A 24,161-nucleotide genomic window follows, 5' to 3' on the forward strand; every position below is an offset into this window, starting at 1 on the left:
GGACCATCAGTCGCTCCACTCCGGCAGCCTTGATGCATGGCTTCGGAAACTTTGAGCGAGTTGCAGCTACCGGCGGAATTGTCCGTCGCTACAACAGGTGTGAGCCTGATGCAGCGTGCCGAATCGCTTGTCGCGGAAGCCCGTGACCTCTGTGGAGACGCGACTGAGGCCTGGGATCTTCCAGGTTTTCAGGACGCGGTGGATTTCGCTGCGGCCGTTGAGGGTATTTCACGCGTTACGGACTACCTGAAGCTGGTCGCAGCCGCGGCCATCGATCGGCAGAGACCCGCTCAGACGTTTGGCGAGGGCGGCCTGCGGGAGTTCCGGAGTACTCCGGACTTCATGCGAGCCCGCCTTCGGATCTCACGCGCCGAAGCGCGCCGCCGGCTGGCACTCGGTTCGGCTGTCCTTCCCACGAGCACTGTCACAGGCGGGAGTCGCCCACCCGCGTATCCGCGGTTAGCTGAGGCATGTGCTGATGCCGCTCTCGCTGCAACTGCTGCGGATGTGATCGCACATGCGTTGGAAGAAGCGCTTCCGCGGATGGAACCACAGGCTCTCGACGCCATGGAAAAGCAGCTCACTGATATCGGCTCCCATCAGGACCATGATTTTCTCGTCCGTACGGCGAAACACTGGACCGCCTTGCTGGACCAGGACCGGCCACCCAGCGAGGAAGAGCTCGTCCGTTTCCAAGGGATCTTCCCGGGACGGCGCCGAAATGGACTGAACCATCTCCACATTTACTGCACCGACGAACAGCACGAGGCGCTCACCACCCTGATGAACAGCGCCTCCAACCCGCGGGTGAACGGCCAGGACGGTACCAACCGCGGCACACCGGAACCAGCCCACATGACAGAACCCGGCGGTCCGACCGAGCCAGGCTGCGCGACAGAACCCGGCAGTGTGACTGAGCCAGGCTGCGCGACAGAACCCGGCGGTCCGACCGAGCCAGGCTGCGCGACATCAGCCGGCAGTGCGACCGAACCGGGCTGCGCGACATCACCGGGCTGCGCGACAGAACCCCGCCCTGCGACCAATCCGGACCGCGCGACCAAACCCGGCAGCACTCAGCCCGAGCGCCACATTCCCGCTGAGGGAGCTTTTACACCGGCAGCAGCGGGACAGGATTCACCTCCGCACCCCCATATCCTTGACCGGCTGCCCAGGCCCACCCGCCCGCAACTGCTCTTGGAGGGGCTGCTCGCCGCTGTCCGCGCTGCCCTGGCTTCCGGGGGCCTGCCCGCTTCCGGAGGGCTGCGTCCCCAAGTTATGGTCACTATCAGTCACGACGCCCTCTTGCTGGGGCTGACGAACGCAACGGGCGAGCCGGACGCGAGGAACCGCACGATCCGCGGGGATCGCCCAGACGAACCGCATTCCGCCAATGGTCCGGATAACAGGAACACCGAAACATCACGTTCTCCGTCGCCTGGCATCGCTGCCTTCTCCGGACCAATCGACACCCGGACTGTCCGGCGCATAGCCTGCGACGCGGACCTGATTCCGGTAGTCCTGGGATCCAAGGGACAGGTGCTGGACCTGGGCCGGGCGGCAAGACTCTTCCCTCCCCACCTGAGGAAGGCCCTCCACGCCCGCGACCGAGGCTGCGCTTTCCCCGGATGTACAGTTCCGGGACCTTGGACCGAAGCGCACCATGTCACTTTCTGGGAGCGGGGCGGAGACACCAGCATCGGAAACGGGGTGCTGCTGTGTTCCTTCCACCACCACTTGATCCATCAGGGCAACTGGCCCGTATCAATGCAGGCAGGCATTCCCTGGTTCCGGCCGCCGGCTTACGTGGATCCGGAGCGCAGACCGCTGCGGAACACCTACTTCCACCCTGGTTTCCCAGCCTCCGGCGGAACCCTAAACGGAACCTGACGCCTCACCGCAAGGACCTTCCGTGACGGCATCAGCTCCGGGCGCGGACGGCGGCCTCCAGAACCTCAAGTGCATCAAGCAGGAGCTCATCGTCAATGGTCAGCGGCGGCAGCAGCCGAATAACGTTCCCGTAGGTTCCGCAGGTCAGCACAATGACACCCTCCTGCAGGCAGGCTGCCGCGATAGCCTTCGCCGCCTCGGCGTCGGGCGTCTTAGATCCGGGGCGAACGAATTCCATCGCGAGCATGGCACCGCGTCCGCGGACATCGCCAACGACGCCGCCTTCCACTGCAAGTGACTGCAGCCGGGGCAGCACAAGCTCCTCGATGTGCCGGGCCCGACCGGCCAGGTCCTGCGAAACCATGGTGTCCATCGCCGCCAGCGCAGCTGCGCAGGCCACGGGGTTGCCGCCATATGTACCTCCCAGACCCCCGGGGTGGACAGCGTCGAGCAATTCCGCGCGTCCCGTGACGGCCGAAAGCGGCAGCCCTCCGGCAATCCCCTTGGCCATGGTGATGAGGTCAGGAACTACCCCCTCGTGCTGTACCGCAAACCATTCGCCCGTACGGCAGAAGCCGGACTGCACCTCGTCCGCGATGAAGACCACGCCGTTGGCCTGCGCCCACTCCGCGAGCCGCGGCAGGAATCCCTCCGCAGGAACAATAAATCCGCCCTCACCCTGAATCGGTTCAATGAGGAGCGCGGCAAGCTGGTCCGCACCGATCTGCTTCTCGATGGCCAGGATGGCCCGGTCCGCAGCCTCCACGCCGGTAAGGTCCGGATTCTCTTCACGGAACGGATAACTCATGGGCATCCGGTAGATCTCCGGAGCGAACGGTCCGAACCCTGTCTTGTAAGGCATGGCCTTGGCCGTCAAACCCATGGTGAGGTTGGTGCGGCCGTGGTACGCGTGGTCGAAAGCGACCACTGCGTCGCGCCCGGTAGCCGAGCGGGCAATCTTCACGGCGTTCTCCACCGCTTCGGCACCGGAGTTGAACAGCACGGTCCGTTTTTCGAAGTCCCCCGGAGTCACGGCAGCAAGACGTTCGGCAACGGCCACATACCCCTCGTAGGGCGTCACCATGAAGCACGTGTGCGTGAAGTGCTCCACTTGTTCCTGCACGGCGGCGACAACGGCTGGATCGGAGGCACCCACGCTGGTCACGGCGATGCCCGAGCCCAGGTCAGTGAAGGCATTGCCGTCCACGTCCACGATGATGCCGCCGTCGGCGTCAGCGGCATACACGGGAATGCTCGAGGCAACGCCCTTCGCAACAACTGCAGCACGCCGCGCCTCCAGCGCCGCAGACTTCGGGCCCGGGAAAGTGCCGGTAATCCGGCGTCGCTGTTCGATGCGGTAACTCGGGGTGGTGACGGAGATGCTCATGGGATTGCCTTTCGGAAGTACTGCGTGAGGAACAGGGTTCGGATGCCGGGCTAGGCGTCCAGCGCACTCATCACGTGCTTGATGCGGGTGTAGTCCTCCACGCCGTACATGGAGAGGTCCTTGCCGTAACCGGAACTCTTGAAGCCTCCGTGCGGCATCTCGGCGGTGAGCATGATGTGCGTGTTGATCCAGACGGCTCCGAAATCCAGATCCCGCGACAGGCGCATGGCCCGGCCGTGGTTCGTGGTCCAGACGCTGGAGGCAAGGGCGTATTCGACGTCGTTGGCCATTTCCACGGCCTGCTCCTCGTTGTCGAACTTCTGCACGGTGATGACCGGGCCGAAGGTTTCCTTCTGCACCACGTCGTCGTCTTGGCGGGCACCGGTGATGACGGTGGGTTCGAAGAAGAAGCCCTTGGACCCTGCCCTCCGTCCGCCGGTCTCCACACGGCAATGCGCGGGCAGAGCTTCAATCACGGCATTCACGGCGTTGAAGTGGTTGATGTTGTTCAGCGGACCGAAGTAGTTTTCCTCGTCGTTGTCGCTGCCGGTCTTCAACTCCTTGGCAGCAGCCACCAGCTTGTCCACCAGTGCATCATGCACGGAATCCTCCACCAGGACGCGGGTGATGGCAGTGCAGTCCTGGCCGGCATTAAAGAACGCAAATTCGGCAATGGCCGTGGCGGTCCGGTCCAGGTCTGCGTCTGCAAATACGACTGCGGGTGCCTTGCCTCCCAGTTCCAGGTGGGCCCGCTTGAGGGTCTTCGCCGCACCGGAGGCCACGGCGATGCCTGCCCGCACGGACCCCGTGATGGAAACCAGGCCGGGCACGGGGTGTTCAACCATCAGCTCACCGGTAGCACCCGTGCCCAGCACTACGTTGAACACGCCGGCAGGGAAGATGTCCGCCGCAAGACGGGCCAGAACCAAGGTGGATTCGGGGGTGGTGTCGGAGGGCTTGAGCACCACCGTGTTTCCCGCGGCAAGCGCCGGACCGATCTTCCAGACCGCCATCAGCAGCGGGTAGTTCCACGGAGCCACTTGGGCGACGACGCCGATCGGCTCGCGGCGGATGAAGGAGGTAAAGCCTTCCATGTACTCGCCGGCGGATTTTCCCTCCAGAAGCCGGGCCGCACCCGCAAAGAAGCGGAGCTGATCCGCCCCGACGGCCACTTCTTCTGCGGCAATCAATGAGCGAACCTGACCCGTATTGCGGTGCTGTGCTTCCACCAATTCGTCGGAATGGGCCTCAAAAGCATCCGCCAGACGAAGCAGCATGCGCTGGCGTTCGCTGGGAGTGGTGCGCTTCCACGTACGGAACGCCGCCGCGGCTGCGTCCATTGCTGCGTCGACGTCCGCCTGCACGGATATGGGCGACACGGCAACCACTTCGCCGTTGGTGGGATTCACGACATCCAGCACCTCGGTTCCGCGGGACGGGACAAACTCGCCGTTAATGAAGTTCTGCAGTGTCTCAGCCATGCCGGACGTCCTTTCGGGGCGGGCGGGTGCGTATTCGATTACCCCAAACCTACTGTGAAGCGCAGGTCACACATACGGCCGCCTGCACAGCCATTTGAGGCAGATGCAGTGCGATCGCATAAAAGTCCGCGGTCTATAGTGGTGCAATGTCGATCACACTCTCGGACCTGCTGGCGGCGGGCGGGCTGGAACTGACGCGCCACGGGTCTGCGCCCCTGTCTCCACGGCCTATTCAGTGGGTTGCTGTGACCGAACTGGAGGATCCCTCTCCGTTCCTCGGCGGCGGAGAGGTGGTTCTGACTACGGGTCTGCGGCACGGCAGCAGCGCGGCCCAGCAACGCTTTGTGCAAAGCGTGGAGCGGGCCGGAGCGCTGGGAATCGGTTTCGGCACCGGCCTCAGCCACGCTTCGGTGCCGGCTCCCCTGCTCGCCGAGGCGGACCGACTCGGCATGCCCGTATTCGAGGTCCCCTACGGCACACCGTTCATGGCTCTGGGAAAGCTGGTTGCGGATTCTCTCTCTGCCCAGCACGTCGCACAGCTGCACCAATTGCTTTCCGGCCATCAGGTGCTGGCAGAGGCGCTGCTCAGCGGCAAGGGACTGCCACGGCTGCTGGCACAACTCTCCCGACTGGTGGAGGCCGACGTTGCCCTCTTCCAATACGGCGCACCGGTCTTCGCGACCTCCGACCCCGATCCTTCCTGGCGGCGGATCCCCGTCCCCACCGGAATGCGGGACCGCTGCACCTTGGCGATTGCCGAACCGTCTGTACAACCGGACATCATTGCCTACGCGCAGAGCCTGATCGGCGTAGAGCTGAACAACCAGGCCGCCAGGCGGGCCAGCAGCAGGGCCGTCACCGGCCAGCTCCTGGGAGACGTGGTGGATGGCCGGCTCGCAGGCCAGGACGCTGCTGTGAGGCTGCAGGCTGCGGGTATCGACCCGGACCTGCGGCAAGCCGTGCTTCTGGTGGAAGTAGCGTCCGGCCAGATCCGCACCCTGCCTGCTCTCCCGCTGCCGACGGGGTTCAACGGCGCGCCCACTGCCCTTCATGAAAACCGGCTGGCTTTGGTGGTTCCCGCTGCGGACGCGAACGGGCTGGCCGCTGAGTTGAGTGCGTATCTCTTTGGAGCAGGGTTGACGGCAAAGGTGGGGATCGGCGGCTCGTACACCGAAACAGCAGGGCTGCGCTGGAGTTACTACGAGGCACGGGAGGCACTCCGCAACGGTGCAGCTGTGAACGAACCCGACCGTTTGAACCTCACGTCCCTGCTGATGGCCAGCCGCGATGTTCCGCTATCGGATCTGGCAGCCGAAGCCCTGGACCCTCTGGTCGCCTTCGACAGCAGGCACGGCGCGCAACTGATTCCCACCCTGGACACCTACCTGCTCCTGAACGGATCCGTGGCCGCCGTCGCCGCGGATCTGGGCCTGCACCGCAACACTGTCCGCTACCGCTTGGCACAGATTGCCGAGCTGACCGGATACGACCCGGCGGTGACCGCAGACCGGGTACACCTGTACCTTGCGCTGAACGTCCGCCGCTTGGGCAGTTAACCTGTAGGGATGACTACAACCGCGCAGGCCCGGACCGTCCGCTGGCAGGGACAGGACGATCCGGAGCGTACGGACACGGTAGTGGTCTCCTTCCGGGACCGGGAACTAGCCGCAGCCGGCACCTCTGTCACCGCCGAATACCGGGCATCCTGGACACTCTCCACCATCCCGGGGTGGGTCACCCGGCGGCTGACGGTAGAGGTGACGGGAAAGGGCTGGTCCCGGAGCCTGGAGCTCGAACGCAGCACCGAGGGCAGATGGAGCGCGGAGACAACCACGTCCGGACTCACGGACCTGCCCTCCCCCGGGATCGCCGACCCGCGCAGCCTCGACGAAGCCCAGGACTGTGACCTCGGGCTGTGCCCGCTGACTAACACCATGCCGATCCTGCGGCTCGACCTGCTGAACGATTCCGCTCCCCCGGATGAGACACAGCTGACAATGGCCTGGGTGGAAATGCCCAGCCTGCGGGTCCTGCCCGGCAAACAGGTGTATTCACAGGTGCGGGCCTACTCCCCTGACCCGGGCCACGCCGTCGTCCTCTACAGCTCGGCCAACCGCGGGTTCACCGCCGAACTCACCGTGGACGCCGACGGCATGGTCATCGACTATCCCGGACTGGCCACACGCCTGCCCTAGGGTCCAAGGCCCAAGGCCCACGCCTCCTAAGCTCCCAGGCTCCGCAAAGGTTCCCCACGTCCGGACCTGCTCCGTGTCCCGGCTAGGATTGGAATACATCCACTCAACGCACGCTTGGAGACCACATGAGTGAAATTTTCCTGGATCGGTTCCGCGCCTTGGTCCCCAAGTACCTTGAGGACAACTGGAGGGAAGAGGACGGCATCCCCGAAGGGGAGCTCGATGCGATGCTGGCTGCCCACGATTTCAACATCCCGCTGGTACTGCGTGAGTTCTACCTCGCCCTCGGCGGATGCGAAGACCTGATGGAGGCCTTCCACTTCTTCTGGGATCCGGACGAGCTGGAGATCGAAGACGGTTACCTGCTCTTCCTCGAAGATGAGGACGAGAAGTTCGTCTGGGGCATCCGTGCCGACCAGCTGGACGTTCCCGACCCCATCGTGTGGCGCCGCAACAACGCGCGCGGTGACTGGCAGAGCGAAGAAGGCACCCTGAGCGAGTATGTCCTGGACATGTTCGAGTGGGTCTTCGAAGAGGATGAAGACGAGGACTGAGTCGTCGATGAAGGACGTTTTCCCCGAAACAGCTTGGAAAAGCCACGCGCCGGACGGCTATGAGTGCCCGTTCTGCGACATGGCCTCGGGCGAATTCCGGTATCCCGGAAACCTCTGTGAGCCCGGGGACCTGATCTACTCCGATGAGCTGGTGCTTGCGTTCATCGCTTCACACGGGTTTGATCCTGAGCCGGGCCACGTCCTCGTCACCCCGCGCCGGCACTACGAACTGCTCTATGAGCTGCCCGACGACGTCGCGGCACGGATCATGCTCGTGACCCGGGATATGGCGGTGGCCATCAAGAAGGCCTGGCACCCCGATGGTGTCACGACTAGGCAGCACAACGAGCCCGCAGGGAGCCAGCACGTCTGGCACTACCACCAGCATGTGCTCCCCCGATGGACGGACGACGGGCTCTACTTCACACCCAAGCGGCCCATCGTGCCGCCGGCTGTCCGGGCCCGCAAGGCCGCCGAGCTGCGCGCGGTCCTGTAGCCGCAGTTCCAGCAGGAAACTGCAGCCGTGCGAGGAATTTCGGGAATCAGCCGGCCCGGCAGCAGAACCTAGACCTCGCGGTTGACCACGGCTCGCGCAAAAGCGGCCAGGGCTTCCTTCACGACGGAGTCGGGCAGCGGTGCGAGGGCAGCTACGGCGTCTTCGGACCAGCTGCGTGCAACTTCCCAGGACTGTTCGGTGACCGGGCTGCTGCGCAGGGCAGCTACGGCTTCGGCCAGCGCCTCGTCCGAGCTCAAGTCCTTTTCCACCAATTCGAGCACGGCTGCGGCATCGGCATCCCCGCCTGCTGCGGCACGTCGGAGCAGCAGCACGGGCAAGGTGGGAACGCCTTCGCGCAGGTCGGTGCCCGGCGTCTTCCCGGACTTCGCCTGCTTGCCCGTAACGTCAATGACGTCGTCGGCCAGTTGGAAGGCGATGCCCACCTTCTCGCCGTACTCAACCATGATGTCGATGGTTTCCTGGCCCGCACCGGAGAACAATGCACCGAACTGGCCGGAGGCGGCAATCAGGGATCCGGTCTTGTCCGCGATGACGGATAAGTAGTGTTCGAGCGGATCCTGGCCTTCGGCAGGGCCGACGGTTTCATGCAGCTGGCCCAGGCACAGCCGCTCGAACGTGTGTGCCTGGATAGCCAGCGCCGGGCCGCCCAGGGCGGAGACCAGGCTGGAAGCCCGCGCGAAGATGAGGTCGCCGGTGAGCACGGCAACCGAGTTGCCCCAGAGTTCATGCGCAGTCGGGGCTCCGCGCCGGTACGGTGCCTCGTCCATCACGTCGTCGTGGTAGAGCGTGGCAAGATGCGTCAGCTCGACGACCACGGCCGACTGGATAACCTTTTCCGGCGCATCCTCGGCACCAAGATGGGAAGCCAGAAGGGTCAGGAGCGGGCGGATCCGCTTGCCGCCGGCCTCCACAAGGTGCCGGGAGGTGACGTCGGCGAAGGGATCGGAGTTGGCTACAGCTTCGCGCAGCCGCAGTTCCACCTGCTCCAGGGATGCGGTCATTGACGGGCCAAGCCTCGGGTCCTCAGCCAGCAGGGCGAAGCCCGGCGGCAGTGCGGAAGTGGCCGGCACGGTTTCCGGGCTGGTGTTGGTGGATTCAGTCACTGTTCAAGACTCACTATTTGTCGGAACGGGTGGACAACAGGCATAGAAGTCACGGGTGCTGCGCGGGCTGCCGGGGAGTTATCGGCGTTCCTTGGTTGCTTGCCGGCGGAACCAGCATTTCCAGTAAGGCAATCACTCTATCCTCTATGCCCTTGGAACTGCTGTCCGTCAGGTTAGCGAGCATACGCACCACGAAACGCATAAGCACGGGAATCGGCATTCCTGTGCGCAGTGCCAGTTTCATGACTGAGGGGCGGCCGATCATGGCGGCGAAAATGCGGCCGAGCGTGAAGTGGCTGCCCCATTCATCCCGCACGTGACCGGCATAGGCGCGCAGTTCGACGTCGAACGCGGCCCGTGATGTGAGCAGGCCCGGCGCCAGTGCGGCCCCGGAGCCTTCGATGATGTGTTCGGCCGCAAACCGGGCCGATTCCATCGCGTAGGAAATGCCTTCACCGTTGAACGGGCTGACCATGCCGCCGGCATCGCCGAGCAGCAGCAGCCCCGGCGAGTAGTGCGGCGTGCGGTTGAAGCCCATGGGCAGGGCTGCCCCGCGGATCTCGCCCACTTGGTTTTCCGGGGTGAAGCCCCATTCTGCGGGCATGCCGGCGGTCCAGTCGCGCAGGACCTTGCGGTAGTCCAGCTTTCCGAATTCCTTGGAGGAGTTCAGGATGCCCAGGCCGACGTTGGAGGTTCCGTCTCCCACTCCGAAGACCCAGCCGTAGCCGGGCAGCGGATTGCCGGAGGCATCCGGAAGCTCCAGCCAGCCTTCCATCCAGTCGTCATTGGTGCGCGGGCTCTCGAAGTAGGTGCGCACGGCCACGCCCATGGGACGGTCGTCGCGTTTTTCGATGCCCACGCTCAGGGCGGTCCGGCTCGAGTTTCCGTCGGCAGCCAGGACGACGTCGGCGAAGAACTCCCGCCGTTCGCCTGTGCGCCTCCCGTTTTCATCCAGGATGTTGGCGACTGCACCTTCCACGCGTCCGTCGTCGCCGCGGATGGCAGAGACCACTGTGTGCCGCTCAAGGATCTTCGCTCCGGCAGCCTGCGCGTGGCGGGCAAGGGCCTCGTCGAAACCGAGACGGGTGCGGATCAGGCCGTAATCGGGGAAATCCGAGAGCGCAGGCCACGGCAGTTCCAGTGTCCGGCCGCCGGCAATCAGGCGTAGCCCCTTATTCCGGCGCCACCCTTCGGCTTCTTCGTGCGGCAGGCCCAGGAACTGGATTTCGCGCACGGCGCGGGGGGTCAGTCCGTCGCCGCAGACCTTTTCCCGCGGGAAAGCGGTCTTTTCGAGAACGGTGACATCCACCCCTGCAGAGGCGAGGTAGTACGCGGCTGTGGAGCCGGCCGGGCCGGCACCGACGATAAGGACCTTCACTTGGCCGGATGCCCTCCGGGCTTGACGGCGCGGTGCACAGCCACGATGCCGCCGGTCAGGTTGCGGTAGGCAACATCCTGCCAGCCGGTTTCCGCAATCCAGGCGGCCAGGCCGTCCTGGTTCGGCCAGGCCCGGATGGATTCGGCGAGGTAGACGTAGGCATCGGGATTGGAGGCGACCTTGCGGGCGATCGAAGGAAGGGCACGCATCAGGTATTCGGTGTACATGGTGCGCCACACCGGAATGACCGGCGAAGAGAATTCCGCAATGACAAGGCGGCCGCCGGGCTTGGTGACCCGGAGCATTTCCGCCAGGGCCTTTTTCGGCTCGTTGACGTTGCGGAGGCCGAAGGAGATGGTGGAGGCGTCGAAGGAGTTGTCTTCGAACGGCAGGTTGGTGGCATCACCGGCAACGAAGTCGATATCCGGGCGCCGGCGCTTGCCGACCTTGAGCATCCCGAGCGAGAAGTCGCAGGCAACGACGTCGATTCCCGCGTCCGCGTAGGGCTCACTTGAGGTGCCGGTGCCGGCGGCCAGGTCCAGGACCCGCTGTCCGGGCACGGCTCCGACGGCGTCCACCACAATGCGGCGCCAGCGGCGCGTCTGCCCCAGGGACAGCACGTCGTTTACGACGTCGTATTTAGGTGCCACGTCATCAAACATGGCAGCAACTTCATCCGGGCGTTTTTCCAACGATGCGCGGTTCACTCTGTCATTGTCTCAAACAATGGGAGGGCCGCCGAACCGGCCGCTGCGCTGTCGTGTTGCTCTCAGCCACCGACCCCGATATCGGGCAGGTACCTACGGCGGAGTAGTCTGGAACCACTATGACCACCCTGCGTTCTGTGACAGTGCCCGTCGGTGAGCTTTCCGCCGCCATCGGTCTCCTGGAGTATCTGGTTCTTGACGAGCAACTGTGCTGGATTCGGCGCCAGGAGGGACTGGTCGGCTTTGGCGAAGCGGCCCGCTTCACTTCCAGCGGCCCCGAGCGCTTTGCCCGCGCACAGGAATGGTGGCGGTCCCTCCTTGCGGAAGCCGACGTCGAGAACCCTCTTAACACTCCCGGCACCGGCATCGTCGCCTTTGGCTCCTTCGCTTTTTCCAAACGCTCCCCCTTTGAATCCCGCCTGGTGGTTCCGGAAATCGTCGTCGGACTGCGCGACGGCGCCGGCTGGGTGACGTACACAACCGCGGATCCCGAAGTGGAACTAAACGCGGAGACAGCGAAGGCCGCCCTGGCCCGCTATCTGGACGATCTTCCGCTCTACCGGGAAAGTGATCCCGCCGACCGGGTCCTGCCGGGAATGCTGAGCGAGTCCGAGTGGAAAAATGCCGTGGCGCGGTCGGTGGCCCATGTAGCAGCCGGCGATTTGAGCAAGATTGTCCTGGCCCGCGACATTGCCGTGGAGTTGGGCAGCCCCCTCGTGGCTTCACAGGTACTGCGTGAACTGGCCGTGCGCTACCGCGACTGCTGGACGTATTCGGTGGACGGCTTGATCGGGTCCACGCCCGAGATGCTGATCAAGGTCGAAAACGGCACCGCCGAGGCACGCGTGCTGGCCGGAACACTGGACCGCGCTACTGCTCCTGCCGACGATCCCCACTACGCCAAGCGGGTGCTGGCCGGGTCCGCCAAGCAGCAGCACGAGCATCAAATTGCCATCGATTCCCTCACCCGGTCCCTTGAACCTTTTACCTCGTCGATGACTTCCCATACGGAGCCGTTTGTCCTCGAACTGCCCAACGTCTGGCATCTGGCCTCCGACGTCACTGCCGAGCTCGCGCGGGATGCGGGCGGACTGATTCCCACGCCCCTGACCCTGGTCGAAGCACTGCATCCCACTGCCGCTGTCTGCGGCTTCCCCACCAGCGTGGCCGGCGAACTTATCAGTGAGCTTGAACACATGGACCGCGGCCCCTACTCCGGACCCGTCGGCTGGATGGACGCTGCCGGAAACGGTGAATGGGGTATCGCCCTGCGCGGCGCTGTGATCGAGAGCCGCACGGAAGTGCGCCTTTATGCAGGCTGTGGAATTGTGGCTGGCTCCAATCCTGCCGCGGAACTAGAGGAAACCTGGAGCAAGTTCCGTCCAATGCTTGAGGCCCTGGGCCTGGACCGGCCCCGCGCCGTTCCGGTGCGCAACCCCGATTTCGCATCCTCTCCCGCCGGCTCCTGAGGCCCCTCGCCCCCTCCGTCGGAGACCGGCTGCATAACCGTTTGGTTCGTTGCATAAATTTACAGTGGGTAGAATAGAAACTCGGATCGTGCCGTCGTGGCCGTTCCGCCCTATGCCGCTCTGGAGACGGTTTGGTTTCCGCCTGCGGCCTCTTCTGTTCCTGCCGACCTAAGGTTCTGAATCGCAATGCCGCACAAAGCCCGCACCACTCTTGCCGCCTTCCTTGCTATCGGAGCGTTGTCCCTGACCGCCTGCGGCGGAGGAGACGACTCCGCGGAGTCCGGTCTCACGACCGTCAACGAGGGCACCCTCACGGTGTGCTCCAACGTTCCTTTCAAGCCGTTCGAATACGTGGTGGACGGTGAGTTCACCGGCTTCGATATCGAGCTCACCCGCGAAATTGCCAAGGGCATGGGCCTGGAGCATGAGGTGCAGAACGTTGGATTCGACGGCCTGCAGAGCGGAACCGTACTGGCCGCCCGCCAGTGCGATGTGATTGCCGCGGCCATGTCCATCACCGATGAGCGGGCCGAGAAACTGGCATTTTCGGACCCGTACTATGACTCGCCTCAGACCCTCCTGGTTCCTGCCGATTCCTCGGTTGCTTCCCTGGCAGACCTCAAGGGCAAGAAGGTAGGGGTCCAGCAGGGCACCACCGGTGAGAGCTACGCACGGGAAAACGCCGCCGACGCAGAGATTATGTCCTTCCAGACCGATGCGGAGCTGTTCCAGGGACTGCAGGCCGGAAACATTGATGCGGTCCTCCAGGACCACGCGGTGAACCAGGACCACACCGAGGACGGCAAGTTCCGGATCTCAGCGAGCTTCGAGACGGGTGAGTCCTATGGCTTCGCCATGAAGAAGGAAGGCAGCGAGGAACTGGTTTCGAAGGTGAATGAACAGCTTGCTGATCTACGGGAGAATGGCAAGTACCAGGAGCTCCACGACCGGTTCTTCACGAAGTAGCAGCCCAGGGAACCGGGTGCCGCAGTACGGCACGCCACGGGGCTTCTGTTTTGCTGCCGACAGTGGCGGACACGTTACCGAAATATGGACTACGTACGCTCTAGACTGCATCCCAATACCCAGCTACGGGTGAGACTGCTCACACCGTCCGACGTAAGGTTGTTAACCAATGCCGTACAAAGCCCGCACCGCCGCCTTCGCCTTTTTGGCTATCGGCGCCCTTTCGCTGACCGCCTGCGGTGGTGACGACGCCGGAGCCTCCGACGACGCTGCCAACGGATACAACCTGGTATCCGAAGGCACGCTGACAGTCTGCTCGGACATCCCGTACGTTCCGTTCGAGTATGAAGAGAACGGCGAATACACCGGTTTCGACATGGACCTGGTCAAGGAGATCGCGACCGGCCTTGACCTTGAACTCGCAGTCCAGGACGCCGGGTTCGAGGGAATTGCCAGCGGCACCGTGCTCGCGGCGGGACAGTGTGACCTTGAGGCCAGCGCAATCACCATCACCCCGGAACGTCAAGAGGCCATGGGCTTCGCCGATCCGTACTATGACTCGCTGCAGTCGCTGCTGGTCCCCGTCGACTCGGATATCAAGAGCATCGAGGACCTGGAGGGCAAGAAGCTCGGCGTCCAGGGAAACACCACCGGTGAGTCCTACGCCCGCGAGAATGCTCCCGGAGCGGAAATCGTGGCTTTCCCGAGCGATGCCGAACTCTTCCCTGCCATCCAGTCCGGTAACGTCGATGCTGTGCTCCAGGACCTGCCGGTGAACATTGGACACACGGAGGATGGTGAATTCACCATCGCCGAAGAGTATGAGACGGATGAGTCCTACGGCTTCGCCATGAAGAAGGACAACACCGAACTCATCTCCGCCGTCAATGAGCAGCTCGCCAAGCTGCGGGACAACGGCAAGTACCAGGAAATCTACGACAAGTACTTCACCGAATAACGCCTAGACCACTGAGTCGTCCCGGGCCCGGGTGCCCGGGACGACCCCTTTTCTTCCTTGGAAGGCTCCCCACTTTGAAACCCTCCACCCGCAGACGCCTGTTCCGGGGCGTCCTGTACGCCGTTTTCGTCATCGCACTCGTAGCCGTAGTGCTGGCTGCCGATTGGGAAGCCATCGGCGAGAACTTCTTCGACGCCGAGGTGGCCCGTGAGGCCTTCCCCACCATCATCACGGTGGCGGTCAAGAACACGATTGTCTATACCGTTATTGCTTTCGCCGGCGGGCTCCTCCTGGGCCTGCTGCTGGCGCTGATGAAGCTTTCCCCGGTAGCGCCGTACCGCTGGGCCGCCACGGCCTACATCGAACTTTTCCGCGGACTCCCCGCACTGCTGGTGATCTTCGGGTTCGCCTTCGCCGTGCCGATCGCCTTTGACTGGCGTCCGCCGGGAGGCAGCGCAGGCGCAGGGCTCCTGGCCCTGATCATCGTTTCCGGCGCCTACATCGCCGAAACCATCCGTGCCGGAATCCAGGCAGTGCCCTCCGGTCAGGCCGAGGCTGCCCGTTCGCTGGGCATGGGTCCGACCTGGACCATGATTTCCGTGACCCTGCCCCAGGCCTTCCGGATCATCACGCCGCCGCTGACCAACGAACTGGTCATCCTGATCAAGGACACTTCGCTGCTGTTCATTGCCGGTATGGCACTGCAGGACCGCGAGCTGACCACGTTTGCGCGTGACTCCGTGTCCCAGACCGCAAACGCCACACCCCTGGTGCTCGCTGCCCTGATGTACCTGATCATTACGCTGCCGCTGACCCAGCTGGTGGCAAAGCTTGAACGACACAACCAGAGAGGCAGGTAGCAGCCATGAGCGTCCCGAACACCAACGCCCCTGCCATCGAGGTCCGCAACCTTCACAAGTCCTTCGGAAGCAACGAGGTGCTGAAAGGCATCGACTTCCATGTAGACCAGGGCGAAGTGGTCTGCGTGATCGGTCCGTCCGGTTCCGGCAAGTCCACTCTGCTGCGCTGCGTCAACCGCCTGGAGGAGCCCACCAGCGGCACCGTCCTGGTGGAGGGCGTTGACATTACCCATCCCGACACGGACCTGGACAAGGTACGCACCCGGATCGGCATGGTCTTCCAGCAGTTCAATCTCTTCCCTCACCTGAACGTGCTGCGCAACCTGACCCTGGCGCAGCGCCGGGCGAAGAAGCGCGGCCAGGAGGAAGCCACCAAGGTGGCGCTGAAGAACCTCGCCAAGGTGGGCCTGGAGGACCGTGCAACGGCCTTCCCCGCACAGCTCTCCGGCGGCCAGCAGCAGCGTGTGGCCATTGCCCGCGCACTGTCCATGGATCCGGACATGATGCTGTTCGACGAGCCGACCAGCGCCTTGGACCCGGAACTCGTTGGTGACGTGCTCGCCGTGATGCGCCAGCTTGCCGAGGAAGGCATGACCATGATGGTGGTGACCCACGAGATGGGATTCGCCCGCGAAGTGGGCGACCGCGTTGTCTTCATGGATGGCGGTGTCGTCGTGGAGCAGGGCCGTCCCGAAGACGTCCTGGGCAACCCGCAGCACGAGCGCACCCGGGCGTTCCTCTCCAAGGTTCTCTAACCCGGTTCCTCCCAAAAAAACAGCCCTTCCGGCTTTGTCCGGAAGGGCTGTTTTCGTGGAATCACCGCTCCTATACGGGCTCCGGCGCAAGATCAGCCGCGCGGGCCCGGACCAGGTCAATGAAAGCCCTGGACCGGCGGGAAAGCCGCCGACGGCTTGACCATCCGATTCCCGCACGCTCCAGCGGCGGCGCCGGCACAACCCGCAGGGCCACAACCGGCAGGCCTTCATAGCTGGTGGATGTGCGGGGACGCTGGATGAACAGCGAATACCCTGCACCACGGGCTACCAATGAGCGGATGAATTCGAATTGCTGGCTGCGCAACCCGATCCGCGGAGACAGGCCCAACGACGAGAAATAGCCCAGAATATCGTCGGCAGACGGCGGCACGTCCATCAATAGCAGCGGTTCCTCTGCCAGGTCAGCTGCAGAGACGCTCGGCTGGGAGGCCAGCGGATGCTCCGGCGCGAGGATCGCGTGCATGCAGGTGTCATAAAGCGCCGCGGACTCCACGGAATCGAACTCATGCAGGTTGTAGGCCAGCACCAGGTCCACCTCCCCGCGGGCCAGCTTCTCCACCAATTCCGAACGGCTGCCTGTGACTACGTCCAGCTTCACTTTGGGGTGATCGCGGGCAAAGTCCTGCCACAGGAGCGGAATCATGGTGGGGGCAAGGGACGGGAAGCAGCCGATTGTCAGCGTTCCACTTAGCTCGGTCCCGCTGCCGAGCTGCTGGAGTTCCGCTACGTCGTCCAAAATCGTTTCAACGCTGGCCAGGATGATCCGCCCGTTGGCAGTCAGATCGATCCCCTGGGCCTTGGTCCGGATACAGAGGGCGCTGCCCAGGGCCGATTCGAGGTCATCAAGGGCCGCTGCAACCGAAGAGCGCGAAACCCGCTCCGCTTCGGCTGCCGCACTGATGCTGCCGTTCAAAGCAACGGCCCGGAAATACTCGAGCTGGCGGAGGGTGAACTTCGGCATTGCCCGCCTCCCCGCTCGATCCGGCTACCGGAGCTCGGTGCCCTTGGTCTCGGGCATCTTGATGATGACCAACGCGCTGATCAGGCACAAGACAACCATATAGGCGACGAAAATCCAATGAATGCTCTGACTCGACAACCACGTGTTCAGGTAGGGCGCGGTCCCGCCGAAGATAGCCCCGGAGGTGGCATAGCCGATCCCGATAATGGTGGCGCGCAGCCGGGTGGGCACCAGCTCGGAGAACACTGCCCCGAGCGGTGCGCAGTTGGCCGCCAGCAGCACGGAGCCGATCGCCATCGTGCCGAACAGCGCAAGCGGATTGCCGCTGAGCATGCCTTCCAGCGGGAAGGCCATCAGCGCAAAGCCGGCAGCGAAGACCATCAGCACCGGCCTGCGGCCCCACTTGTCCGAGAGCCTGCCCATGACAGGCACCGCCAGCAGGAACACCGACTGGCCCAGCAGCCCGGCCACGAGGGAGGCATTCGGATCCATCCCGAACTCCCGGGCCGCGTAGCCCGGCGCAAAAATGAACCAGGTGTAGAAGGCGACGACGCCGCTGATGGTCAGTCCGACAATGCGCAGCAGGGCTGCCCGCTCCCGGCCCAGCTCGGCCAACACTGCCGAGAGGGTCGGACGCTCTCCGCCGGCGGCTTCCTTGGCCGCAGTGTGGACATCGGATTCACTCATGGTCCGGCGGATGTAGATGGCATAAAGGCCAAGCACGGCCCCGACGGCGAAGGGAATACGCCAGCCGAAATCTGCCATCTGGTCTGCCGTGAAGAGAGCGGTCAGCAGCACGCCGAGGCCTGTGGCAAGCATTGTGCCGGCTGCCACTCCCAGCCACGGGGTGCTGGACCACAGCCCCCGCTTCTCCTTCGGTGCCATTTCCGCAAGATAGGTAAACGCCGATCCGGTTTCACCGCCGTGGGAGAGCCCCTGCAGGATTCGTGCCAGCAACAGGATGACCGCGGCGAATGCTCCCACCGATTCAAAGGTGGGCGCCACGGCGATCGCGAGGCTTCCCACCGCCGCAAGCAGGATGGCAAGGGTGAGGCTGAATCGCCGGCCCCGCTCGTCCGCAATCCGGCCGAAGACCCAGCCGCCCACCGGACGCATGAGGAATCCAACGGCAAAGACGGCGAGGGTTGAAAGCAGGCTGGAAATCGGGTCCTCGGAAACGAAGAACTGGGCCGCAAAGAAGGGCGCGAAGATCGCATAGATGTTCCAGTCGAACCATTCGAGTGCGTTGCCGATGTTTACGGCCAGCAGATCCTTGCCTTTCCGCCCCCTGGCGCGGGGTGGAGCGGTCTCGTAACTCTGCGTCATTGCGGCTCCTCATCGAGCGGGTGGACTCATGTCCTCACAGTGTCGCCGTGACCGTTGAAAACCTCAACGAGTTATTTCCGCCATGCCATGTCGGAAATACAGCCATCCCGGCTGCCCTCCGGCAGAGGTACCGTCAAAGCCATGACGACGCAGACATCCGGCACCGGCAGCAGCGGCGCTGACAGCTCCCGCGGCACAGGCGAATCGGTCCCCCCGGCGACGGGAGAAGCTCCGGGAGAAACCCCGGCCCCGGCAGCGGGAGCCTCCACGGCCCCGGCTGCAGCATCACACGATGCCCAGCCGCCCAGCACCCCGGGAATGGTTTTCCTGGCCACCTTCGTCATCGATATCGGGGAACCCCTCGAAATCGGGCCCACCACCGAAGGCACCAGACGCCTTATCCCGATCCTCGGGGGCACGGTCCGGGGCCCGCTGCTCAACGGCAAGGTCCTGCCGGGCGGAGCGGACTTCCAACTGCTGCGCTCAGCTACCCTCACTGAGCTCGAAGCCAAGTATTCGATCGAGACGGACAGCGGAGAGCGGATCTACGTCACCAATTTCGGCGTTCGGTCTGGATCAGCCGAGGACATTGCCGCCTTGGTGCGCGGCGATGAAGTCGATCCCGCACGCATCTACTTTCGATGCACGCCCCGAATGCTCTCGGGCGGACCCGAATGGGCCTGGCTATCCTCCCGCATCCTCGTTGGTTCGGGTACGAGGCTTCCCTCGGCGGTTCGGATCAGCATCTGGGTCCTCGACTAGGTGGAGGATGTGCGAAGGGACGTTTTCCGGCCCTACCCGCGCAGCACTAGCTCCGCACCGCTGCCCCCACAGCCGACTGCACCTGCTGATGCAGGCTGCGCAGCGTCTGGCGCGCGGTGCGTACTTCCAGCACCGACCGTCCGCAGACAGGTTCGGCCAGGGCGGCTTCGAGTTCGTCGGCAGAGCGGATCACTTGGTGCCGGACACCGTAGCCGCGGCACAGTGCGGCCAGATCGGCCCGGTGCGGTGTCCCGAAGAATCGTTCCACCAAGGCCGTGTACCGGGGGTCCTCCCCCAGTGCACCATGTTCGAGGACGGAGAAAATGCCGCCGCCGGCGTCGTTCAACACGATGATCTGCAGGTCCGGCTCATCCTCCCCGTCGCCAAGGAGCAGGGCACCGGCGTCGTGCAGGAATGTGAGGTCACCCAGCAGCAGCCGGGTGGGAATGCCGTTGGCGAGCGCAATGCCCGTGGCCGTGGAAATGGTCCCATCGATTCCGGCCAGGCCGCGGTTCGCGTACACGTCCAGCGGATGCCAGCCCGGAGAGGCAACCAGGTCCATGTCCCGGATGACGTTGGAGGAACCGAGTACCAGATTTGCGTCTGCAGCGTCCCACACCAGGTCCGCGACCTGCAGGCCCGTGAGTCCGGCCTGCTGTTCCAGCAGGTTGTTCAGCGTGTTCATGGCCGCTTCCGAGGCCGTCCGCCACTGCTCAAGCCAGCCGGGCGCACCGGTTCCGGCGAACTCGAAGAGCCCGGGAATGTCGCTGATGATGGTTTCCGGACGCCGTCCCTCGGTAAACCAGTTCACCGGCCGGGGCAGGTAAAGGGCTTTTTCGACGTCGGTACGGGCCAGCAGTCCGGCGACCGGACGGGAGAGCGTGGGGCGGCCGAACACCACAACGCGTTCAATCATCGGTCCGAGTTCCGGCAGCAGCAGGCGGTACGCACCCACGGCGTTGGGACCGAAGCGGGCGTTGGAGGACGGTTCCGCCAGCAGCGGCAGCCCGGCACGCAGGGCAAAGAGCGCAGCGAGCTCCCCGGCGCCGTCACCCGCCACCACCACGGTGCGGTGAGCGCCGGGAATCGGCGGATCGGCGGCGGGGACCCGGTCCTCCGCCGGAACCGGTGCGGAGGCAGGCAAAGCCTCCGGAATGGAACCGGATTCAAGGAACAAGGGGTCGGTTTCGCCGGGCGTCAGCGGATCCCGGAACTGGAGGTTCACGTGCACCGGTCCCACGGGAATGCCGTTGCCGAGGCGGGCCAGGGCGGCGGAAATGGCTTCGGCAGGATCGGTGCCGGCCTCCACATCCGCAGCCGTCACCGGGAAGTGGGCAAAGAGGCCCGGCTGCACGGTGGTTTGGTTGGCACCGGTGCCGTGCAGCTCGGCCGGCCTGTCCGCGGAGAGGACCACCAGCGGAACGCCGCCATGGTGGGCTTCCATCACGGCAGGCATCAGTTCACCCACGGCAGTGCCCGACGTCGTCACGACGGCTGCGGGACGGCGCCCGCCGCGCGCCAGGCCGAGGGCAGTAAAGCCGGCAACCCGTTCATCAATCCGTACGTGCACCCGCATCCGGTCCTGCAGTTCCGCTTCCGCCAGCGCGTAGGCCAGCGGTGCGCTGCGCGATCCCGGGGCCAGGACGACGTCGCGCACTCCTGCGGAAGCCAGGGCGGCGACGGCGGAGCGGGCTGCCTGCAGGGAGCTCAATCCGGTCCGCGACCCATCCACTGGGTCAGGAGTGCCTGCCGCAGAGGAGGCAGACGGTCCGGATGCGGAGGACGGGTTGGGAGACTTCGGGGTTCCGTTCACCCTTCCATCCTAGGGTTCGGGACATCCGGGCCGTAGCAGCCGCAGTGCAGGGTCGCTGGGCAAGGGCTCCCGATCCGAGCTGCACACCGAGCCGAATCCCTTCTTTCTGAACGGGACATAATGCTTTGCCCGGAAGGTCTAACCGTAGCTTCGCGCCGTCCCTACACTGTTGGAACCAGCACCTTGAGACTCGTTCGGCGCACAGGCGCGCCGAGACCGGAAGGTCCGCTATGACGCAGACCCACAGAATCGCAACCATCGCCGGAGACGGGATCGGACAGGAAGTGGTGCCCGAAGGAATGCGGGCGTTGGCTGCCGCAGCTGAGGCTTTTGACTTCACCCTGAAAAGCACCGACTTCGATTTTGCCAACGGCGACTACTACCTCAAGCACGGCAGGATGCTGCCCGACAACTGGGTTGAGCAGCTTGAGGGTTTCGACGCCATCTTTTTCGGCGCTGTCGGTTCCCCTGAGACGGTTCCGGACCATATATCCCTGTGGGGAAGCCTCCTCCAGTTTCGCCGCCACTTCGACCAGTACGTCAACCTCCGCCCGGTGAAGCTGCTGGCCGGAGTTCGGAGTCCGCTGGCCGGACGCCGGCCCGGGGACATCGACTTTTACGTGGTCCGCGAGAACACCGAGGGCGAGTACTCCAGCATTGGCGGGCGGATGTTCGAGGGCACCGACAGGGAAACGGTGATCCAGGAAACGGTCATGACCAGGACCGGTGTAGACCGCATCCTCAAGTACGCATTCGACCTGGCCCGCAGCCGGCCCAAGAAGCACCTGACCTCCGCCACCAAAAGCAACGGAATTTCGGTGACCATGCCGTACTGGGACGAGCGGGTAGCTCGAATGTCCGGCAAGTACGCAGATGTGAGGATCGACAGCTACCACATCGACATCCTTACGGCGCACTTCGTGCTGCATCCCGACAGGTTTGACGTGGTCGTGGCCAGCAACCTCTTCGGCGACATCCTCTCGGACCTGGGCCCGGCATGCACGGGCACCATCGGCGTCGCGCCCAGCGGCAACATAAACCCCGAACGCCGCTTCCCGAGCCTTTTCGAACCTGTCCACGGATCCGCTCCGGACATTGCCGGCCAGGGGATCGCGAATCCCATCGGCCAGATCTGGAGCGCGTCCATGATGCTGCAGCACCTGGGCGAGCAGGCAGCAGCAGCCGCCGTGGTCCAGGCGTTCGAGAACGTGCTGGCCCGGTCAGACGTCTCCCTCACGCCCGATCTCGGCGGCAGCGGAACCACCGAACAGCTGGGAAAGGCCATAGCCGATGAAATCAGTGCCGTAGCCGCCGGATAACCCGAAGGGGTTTCGACGGTCGTATGTTGCCGCTTCAGCTCCACGGCGGCACACCACGGGCCGCGGCCCGTCGAACCGAGAAAATGCACCCAATATGCGGAGGACGAAGATGTCCCAGAATGTGCCGCTGTCCATGCCGGCCCCGAAGACGCCGGGGTTCACCGATGTGAAAGCCGCCCTGCTGGGCGGGAAAACGTTCCGAAGCCTGAGCGAACAGTCCCTCTCTCCCCGTGAGGAGAAGTTTGAGCGGGCACGCCAGACGCTGGGGTTGTTCCTCGCCCCGGCCGTTGCACTCGTCTTTGCCCTCCTGCCCACAGCGATGGACCCGACCCAGCAACTGCTGGCTGCCGTCCTGCTCGGGGTGATCATCCTGTGGATCTGTGAACCGGTGCCCATCCCCGTGGGTGGCCTCATGGGGGTTGCCGCCGTCGTGATCCTCGGGATCGCACCGGCCGCAGAGGTTCTGCAGCCCTTTGGCTCCACGACCATCTTCACGTTTATCGGCGCCTTCATACTGGCCCAGGCCATGCTCAAGCACGGCATCGCGCAGCGGCTGGCCTTCGCCGTCCTGTCCATCCCGGGAGTGGCAAAATCGACCTACCGCATCATCACCGCCTTCGGCGTGATCACCTGCCTGCTCTCGGCCTTCGTCTCGAACACCGCGACGGTGGCCATGCTCCTGCCTACTGCCCTGGGCATCCTGACGGTCATCGGCGAACTTATGCAGGCCCGTGGCACCGTCAAATCCGACTTCGATCCGCTGCGCCTGCGCGTCGGTGCCGCACTGATGCTGATGCTGGCCTACGGCGCCAGCGTCGGCGGCCTACTCACGCCCGTGGGTTCCCCGCCGAACCTCATCGGCCGGGGCCTGATTGAGGAAGCGACCGGGGTGCGCATCTCGTTTGCCCAGTGGACCGCTACCGCTGCACCGCTCTGCCTCGCCATGTTCATCGTGCTCGCGCTCGTTATGTTCCTGCTCAACAAGCCCGAGATCCGCAGGATTGAAGGCGTTGACGGGTTCATCAGCGAGAAAAAGGCCGAGCAGGGCAAGATGAAGCGGGCGGAGGTCAACACCCTCATCGCCTTCGGCTTTACCGTCACCCTGTGGCTGCTCCCCGCGTTCGCGAGCCTCATCTTCGGCACGGACTCCGGGCAGTACATCTTCCTGGACGACAGGCTGGACGAAGGCATCGTGGCAGTGCTCGGGGCCTCGCTGCTGTTCATCCTGCCCACCGACTGGAAGAAGCGCGAAGCCACCCTCACCTGGGCGGATGCCGCCAAGATCGACTGGGGAACCATCATCCTCTTCGGTACCGGCATCATCTTCGGTTCCCTGCTCTCGGCAACGGGCCTGGCCGAAACCATAGGAACCACCGCCTCCGACACCCTGGGTGTCACCAGCGTCATCACCATCACCGCTTTCTCGGTGATCCTGGCGATCCTTATCTCCGAAACCACCAGCAACACCGCGTCTGCGGCCGTCGTCGTACCCATCGTGATTCCCCTGTGCATAGCGATGGACGTGGACCCGTTCATCCCCGCCCTGGCGGCGAGCTTCGCGGCGTCGTTCGGCTTTATGCTCCCGGTATCGACGCCGCAGAACGCCATTGTCTACGGGTCCGGAACCATACCCATCACGAGGATGATCCGCACGGGACTCGTTTTCGACATCCTCGGGGCAGCGCTCATCATCAGCATTGTGCCCATCATGGTGGGGGTCACCGGCATCGGCGGCTGACGCC

The 24,161-nt window shown here is 64.3% G+C and carries 21 protein-coding genes; 13 read left to right on the plus strand and 8 right to left on the minus strand.

Annotated features, from left to right (window positions below):
- The first annotated feature begins 36 nt into the window (after window positions 1–36).
- Entirely contained in the window at window positions 37–1,887 is a 1,851-nt protein-coding gene (locus tag NNX35_RS16030) for an HNH endonuclease signature motif containing protein (protein WP_304661033.1), read from the plus strand.
- Between the two features lie 31 nt (window positions 1,888–1,918).
- Here the strand turns inward: NNX35_RS16030 and gabT are convergent, their stop codons facing one another.
- Together gabT and NNX35_RS02515 are read right to left on the minus strand one after the other, a co-directional pair.
- The gene (gene gabT, locus NNX35_RS02510; protein WP_255866880.1) at window positions 1,919–3,274 is read right to left on the minus strand and encodes a 4-aminobutyrate--2-oxoglutarate transaminase; all 1,356 of its coding nucleotides are present in this window, start codon (window positions 3,272–3,274) and stop codon (window positions 1,919–1,921) included.
- Window positions 3,275–3,324: 50 nt separating this feature from the next.
- Window positions 3,325–4,755 carry a gamma-aminobutyraldehyde dehydrogenase gene (locus NNX35_RS02515; protein WP_255866881.1) on the minus strand — a complete coding sequence of 477 codons (1,431 nt, stop codon included), beginning with the start codon at window positions 4,753–4,755 and terminating at the stop codon, window positions 3,325–3,327.
- Window positions 4,756–4,901: 146 nt separating this feature from the next.
- Here NNX35_RS02515 and NNX35_RS02520 point away from each other — a divergent pair, with 146 nt between their 5' ends.
- The 4 genes from NNX35_RS02520 to NNX35_RS02535 all read left to right on the plus strand — a co-directional run bounded on the left by NNX35_RS02520 (window position 4,902) and on the right by NNX35_RS02535 (window position 8,000).
- Window positions 4,902–6,311, plus strand: a complete 1,410-nt coding sequence (locus NNX35_RS02520; RefSeq protein ID WP_255866882.1) for a PucR family transcriptional regulator — start codon at window positions 4,902–4,904, stop codon at window positions 6,309–6,311.
- A 9-nt stretch (window positions 6,312–6,320) separates the two neighbouring features.
- Window positions 6,321–6,950 carry a putative glycolipid-binding domain-containing protein gene (locus NNX35_RS02525; RefSeq protein ID WP_255866883.1) on the plus strand — a complete coding sequence of 210 codons (630 nt, stop codon included), beginning with the start codon at window positions 6,321–6,323 and terminating at the stop codon, window positions 6,948–6,950.
- 125 nt (window positions 6,951–7,075) lie between these two features.
- A complete protein-coding gene (locus NNX35_RS02530; protein WP_255862598.1) occupies window positions 7,076–7,504 on the plus strand; it encodes a hypothetical protein in 429 nt (142 codons plus the stop codon).
- Window positions 7,505–7,511: 7 nt separating this feature from the next.
- Complete coding sequence (locus NNX35_RS02535; RefSeq protein WP_255764968.1) at window positions 7,512–8,000, plus strand: HIT family protein; 489 nt, start codon at window positions 7,512–7,514, stop codon at window positions 7,998–8,000.
- Between the two features lie 68 nt (window positions 8,001–8,068).
- On the opposite strand, the gene NNX35_RS02540 is transcribed toward NNX35_RS02535, so the two are convergent.
- From NNX35_RS02540 to NNX35_RS02550, 3 genes are read right to left on the minus strand one after another with little or no spacing between them, the layout of a single operon-like run.
- Entirely contained in the window at window positions 8,069–9,124 is a 1,056-nt protein-coding gene (locus NNX35_RS02540) for a polyprenyl synthetase family protein (protein ID WP_255866884.1), read from the minus strand.
- Window positions 9,125–9,173: 49 nt separating this feature from the next.
- Window positions 9,174–10,502, minus strand: a complete 1,329-nt coding sequence (locus NNX35_RS02545; protein WP_255866885.1) for a geranylgeranyl reductase family protein — start codon at window positions 10,500–10,502, stop codon at window positions 9,174–9,176.
- Entirely contained in the window at window positions 10,499–11,209 is a 711-nt protein-coding gene (locus NNX35_RS02550) for a demethylmenaquinone methyltransferase (protein WP_227918937.1), read from the minus strand. Before NNX35_RS02550 ends, NNX35_RS02545 begins: the two co-directional genes overlap by 4 nt.
- A gap of 119 nt (window positions 11,210–11,328) precedes the next feature.
- Here NNX35_RS02550 and NNX35_RS02555 point away from each other — a divergent pair, with 119 nt between their 5' ends.
- The 5 genes from NNX35_RS02555 to NNX35_RS02575 all read left to right on the plus strand — a co-directional run bounded on the left by NNX35_RS02555 (window position 11,329) and on the right by NNX35_RS02575 (window position 16,217).
- Window positions 11,329–12,678, plus strand: coding sequence for an isochorismate synthase MenF (locus NNX35_RS02555; RefSeq protein WP_255866886.1), 1,350 nt, complete (start codon window positions 11,329–11,331; stop codon window positions 12,676–12,678).
- Between the two features lie 186 nt (window positions 12,679–12,864).
- Entirely contained in the window at window positions 12,865–13,644 is a 780-nt protein-coding gene (locus NNX35_RS02560; RefSeq protein ID WP_255764972.1) for a basic amino acid ABC transporter substrate-binding protein, read from the plus strand.
- A gap of 169 nt (window positions 13,645–13,813) precedes the next feature.
- Window positions 13,814–14,602 carry a basic amino acid ABC transporter substrate-binding protein gene (locus NNX35_RS02565; RefSeq protein WP_255866887.1) on the plus strand — a complete coding sequence of 263 codons (789 nt, stop codon included), beginning with the start codon at window positions 13,814–13,816 and terminating at the stop codon, window positions 14,600–14,602.
- Between the two features lie 74 nt (window positions 14,603–14,676).
- Entirely contained in the window at window positions 14,677–15,462 is a 786-nt protein-coding gene (locus NNX35_RS02570) for an amino acid ABC transporter permease (protein WP_255866888.1), read from the plus strand.
- Window positions 15,463–15,467: 5 nt separating this feature from the next.
- A complete protein-coding gene (locus tag NNX35_RS02575) occupies window positions 15,468–16,217 on the plus strand; it encodes an amino acid ABC transporter ATP-binding protein (RefSeq protein ID WP_255764974.1) in 750 nt (249 codons plus the stop codon).
- A 70-nt stretch (window positions 16,218–16,287) separates the two neighbouring features.
- Here the strand turns inward: NNX35_RS02575 and NNX35_RS02580 are convergent, their stop codons facing one another.
- Window positions 16,288–17,199, minus strand: a complete 912-nt coding sequence (locus NNX35_RS02580; RefSeq protein ID WP_255862594.1) for a LysR substrate-binding domain-containing protein — start codon at window positions 17,197–17,199, stop codon at window positions 16,288–16,290.
- A 24-nt stretch (window positions 17,200–17,223) separates the two neighbouring features.
- Window positions 17,224–18,525: an MFS transporter gene (locus NNX35_RS02585; RefSeq protein WP_255866889.1), complete on the minus strand. Its 1,302-nt coding sequence runs from the start codon at window positions 18,523–18,525 to the stop codon at window positions 17,224–17,226.
- A gap of 141 nt (window positions 18,526–18,666) precedes the next feature.
- On the opposite strand from NNX35_RS02585, the gene NNX35_RS02590 reads away from it, so the two are divergent.
- Window positions 18,667–19,287, plus strand: coding sequence for a DUF3237 domain-containing protein (locus NNX35_RS02590; RefSeq protein WP_255866890.1), 621 nt, complete (start codon window positions 18,667–18,669; stop codon window positions 19,285–19,287).
- A gap of 46 nt (window positions 19,288–19,333) precedes the next feature.
- Here NNX35_RS02590 and menD read toward each other — a convergent pair whose 3' ends face one another.
- Entirely contained in the window at window positions 19,334–20,998 is a 1,665-nt protein-coding gene (menD, locus tag NNX35_RS02595; protein ID WP_255866891.1) for a 2-succinyl-5-enolpyruvyl-6-hydroxy-3-cyclohexene-1-carboxylic-acid synthase, read from the minus strand.
- Window positions 20,999–21,330: 332 nt separating this feature from the next.
- Between menD and NNX35_RS02600 the strand changes: the two genes are divergently transcribed.
- A complete protein-coding gene (locus NNX35_RS02600; RefSeq protein ID WP_255866892.1) occupies window positions 21,331–22,419 on the plus strand; it encodes a tartrate dehydrogenase in 1,089 nt (362 codons plus the stop codon).
- A gap of 109 nt (window positions 22,420–22,528) precedes the next feature.
- Complete coding sequence (locus NNX35_RS02605) at window positions 22,529–24,157, plus strand: DASS family sodium-coupled anion symporter (RefSeq protein ID WP_255764979.1); 1,629 nt, start codon at window positions 22,529–22,531, stop codon at window positions 24,155–24,157.
- Window positions 24,158–24,161: the final 4 nt, after the last annotated feature.

The organism is Arthrobacter sp. zg-Y844 (genome assembly GCF_024385465.1).
In the GTDB taxonomy this organism is placed as follows: domain Bacteria; phylum Actinomycetota; class Actinomycetes; order Actinomycetales; family Micrococcaceae; genus Arthrobacter_B.

Excerpts from the sequence above, each read along its gene's own strand:
- NNX35_RS16030 (WP_304661033.1), top strand. The coding sequence starts at position 37 with ATGGCTTCGGAAACTTTGAGCGAGTTGCAGCTACCGGCGGAATTGTCC.
- gabT (WP_255866880.1), bottom strand. The coding sequence starts at position 3,274 with ATGAGCATCTCCGTCACCACCCCGAGTTACCGCATCGAACAGCGACGC.
- NNX35_RS02515 (WP_255866881.1), bottom strand. The coding sequence starts at position 4,755 with ATGGCTGAGACACTGCAGAACTTCATTAACGGCGAGTTTGTCCCGTCC.
- NNX35_RS02520 (WP_255866882.1), top strand. The coding sequence starts at position 4,902 with ATGTCGATCACACTCTCGGACCTGCTGGCGGCGGGCGGGCTGGAACTG.
- NNX35_RS02525 (WP_255866883.1), top strand. The coding sequence starts at position 6,321 with ATGACTACAACCGCGCAGGCCCGGACCGTCCGCTGGCAGGGACAGGAC.
- NNX35_RS02530 (WP_255862598.1), top strand. The coding sequence starts at position 7,076 with ATGAGTGAAATTTTCCTGGATCGGTTCCGCGCCTTGGTCCCCAAGTAC.
- NNX35_RS02535 (WP_255764968.1), top strand. The coding sequence starts at position 7,512 with ATGAAGGACGTTTTCCCCGAAACAGCTTGGAAAAGCCACGCGCCGGAC.
- NNX35_RS02555 (WP_255866886.1), top strand. The coding sequence starts at position 11,329 with ATGACCACCCTGCGTTCTGTGACAGTGCCCGTCGGTGAGCTTTCCGCC.
- NNX35_RS02560 (WP_255764972.1), top strand. The coding sequence starts at position 12,865 with ATGCCGCACAAAGCCCGCACCACTCTTGCCGCCTTCCTTGCTATCGGA.
- NNX35_RS02565 (WP_255866887.1), top strand. The coding sequence starts at position 13,814 with ATGCCGTACAAAGCCCGCACCGCCGCCTTCGCCTTTTTGGCTATCGGC.
- NNX35_RS02575 (WP_255764974.1), top strand. The coding sequence starts at position 15,468 with ATGAGCGTCCCGAACACCAACGCCCCTGCCATCGAGGTCCGCAACCTT.
- NNX35_RS02580 (WP_255862594.1), bottom strand. The coding sequence starts at position 17,199 with ATGCCGAAGTTCACCCTCCGCCAGCTCGAGTATTTCCGGGCCGTTGCT.
- NNX35_RS02585 (WP_255866889.1), bottom strand. The coding sequence starts at position 18,525 with ATGACGCAGAGTTACGAGACCGCTCCACCCCGCGCCAGGGGGCGGAAA.
- NNX35_RS02590 (WP_255866890.1), top strand. The coding sequence starts at position 18,667 with ATGACGACGCAGACATCCGGCACCGGCAGCAGCGGCGCTGACAGCTCC.
- NNX35_RS02600 (WP_255866892.1), top strand. The coding sequence starts at position 21,331 with ATGACGCAGACCCACAGAATCGCAACCATCGCCGGAGACGGGATCGGA.
- NNX35_RS02605 (WP_255764979.1), top strand. The coding sequence starts at position 22,529 with ATGTCCCAGAATGTGCCGCTGTCCATGCCGGCCCCGAAGACGCCGGGG.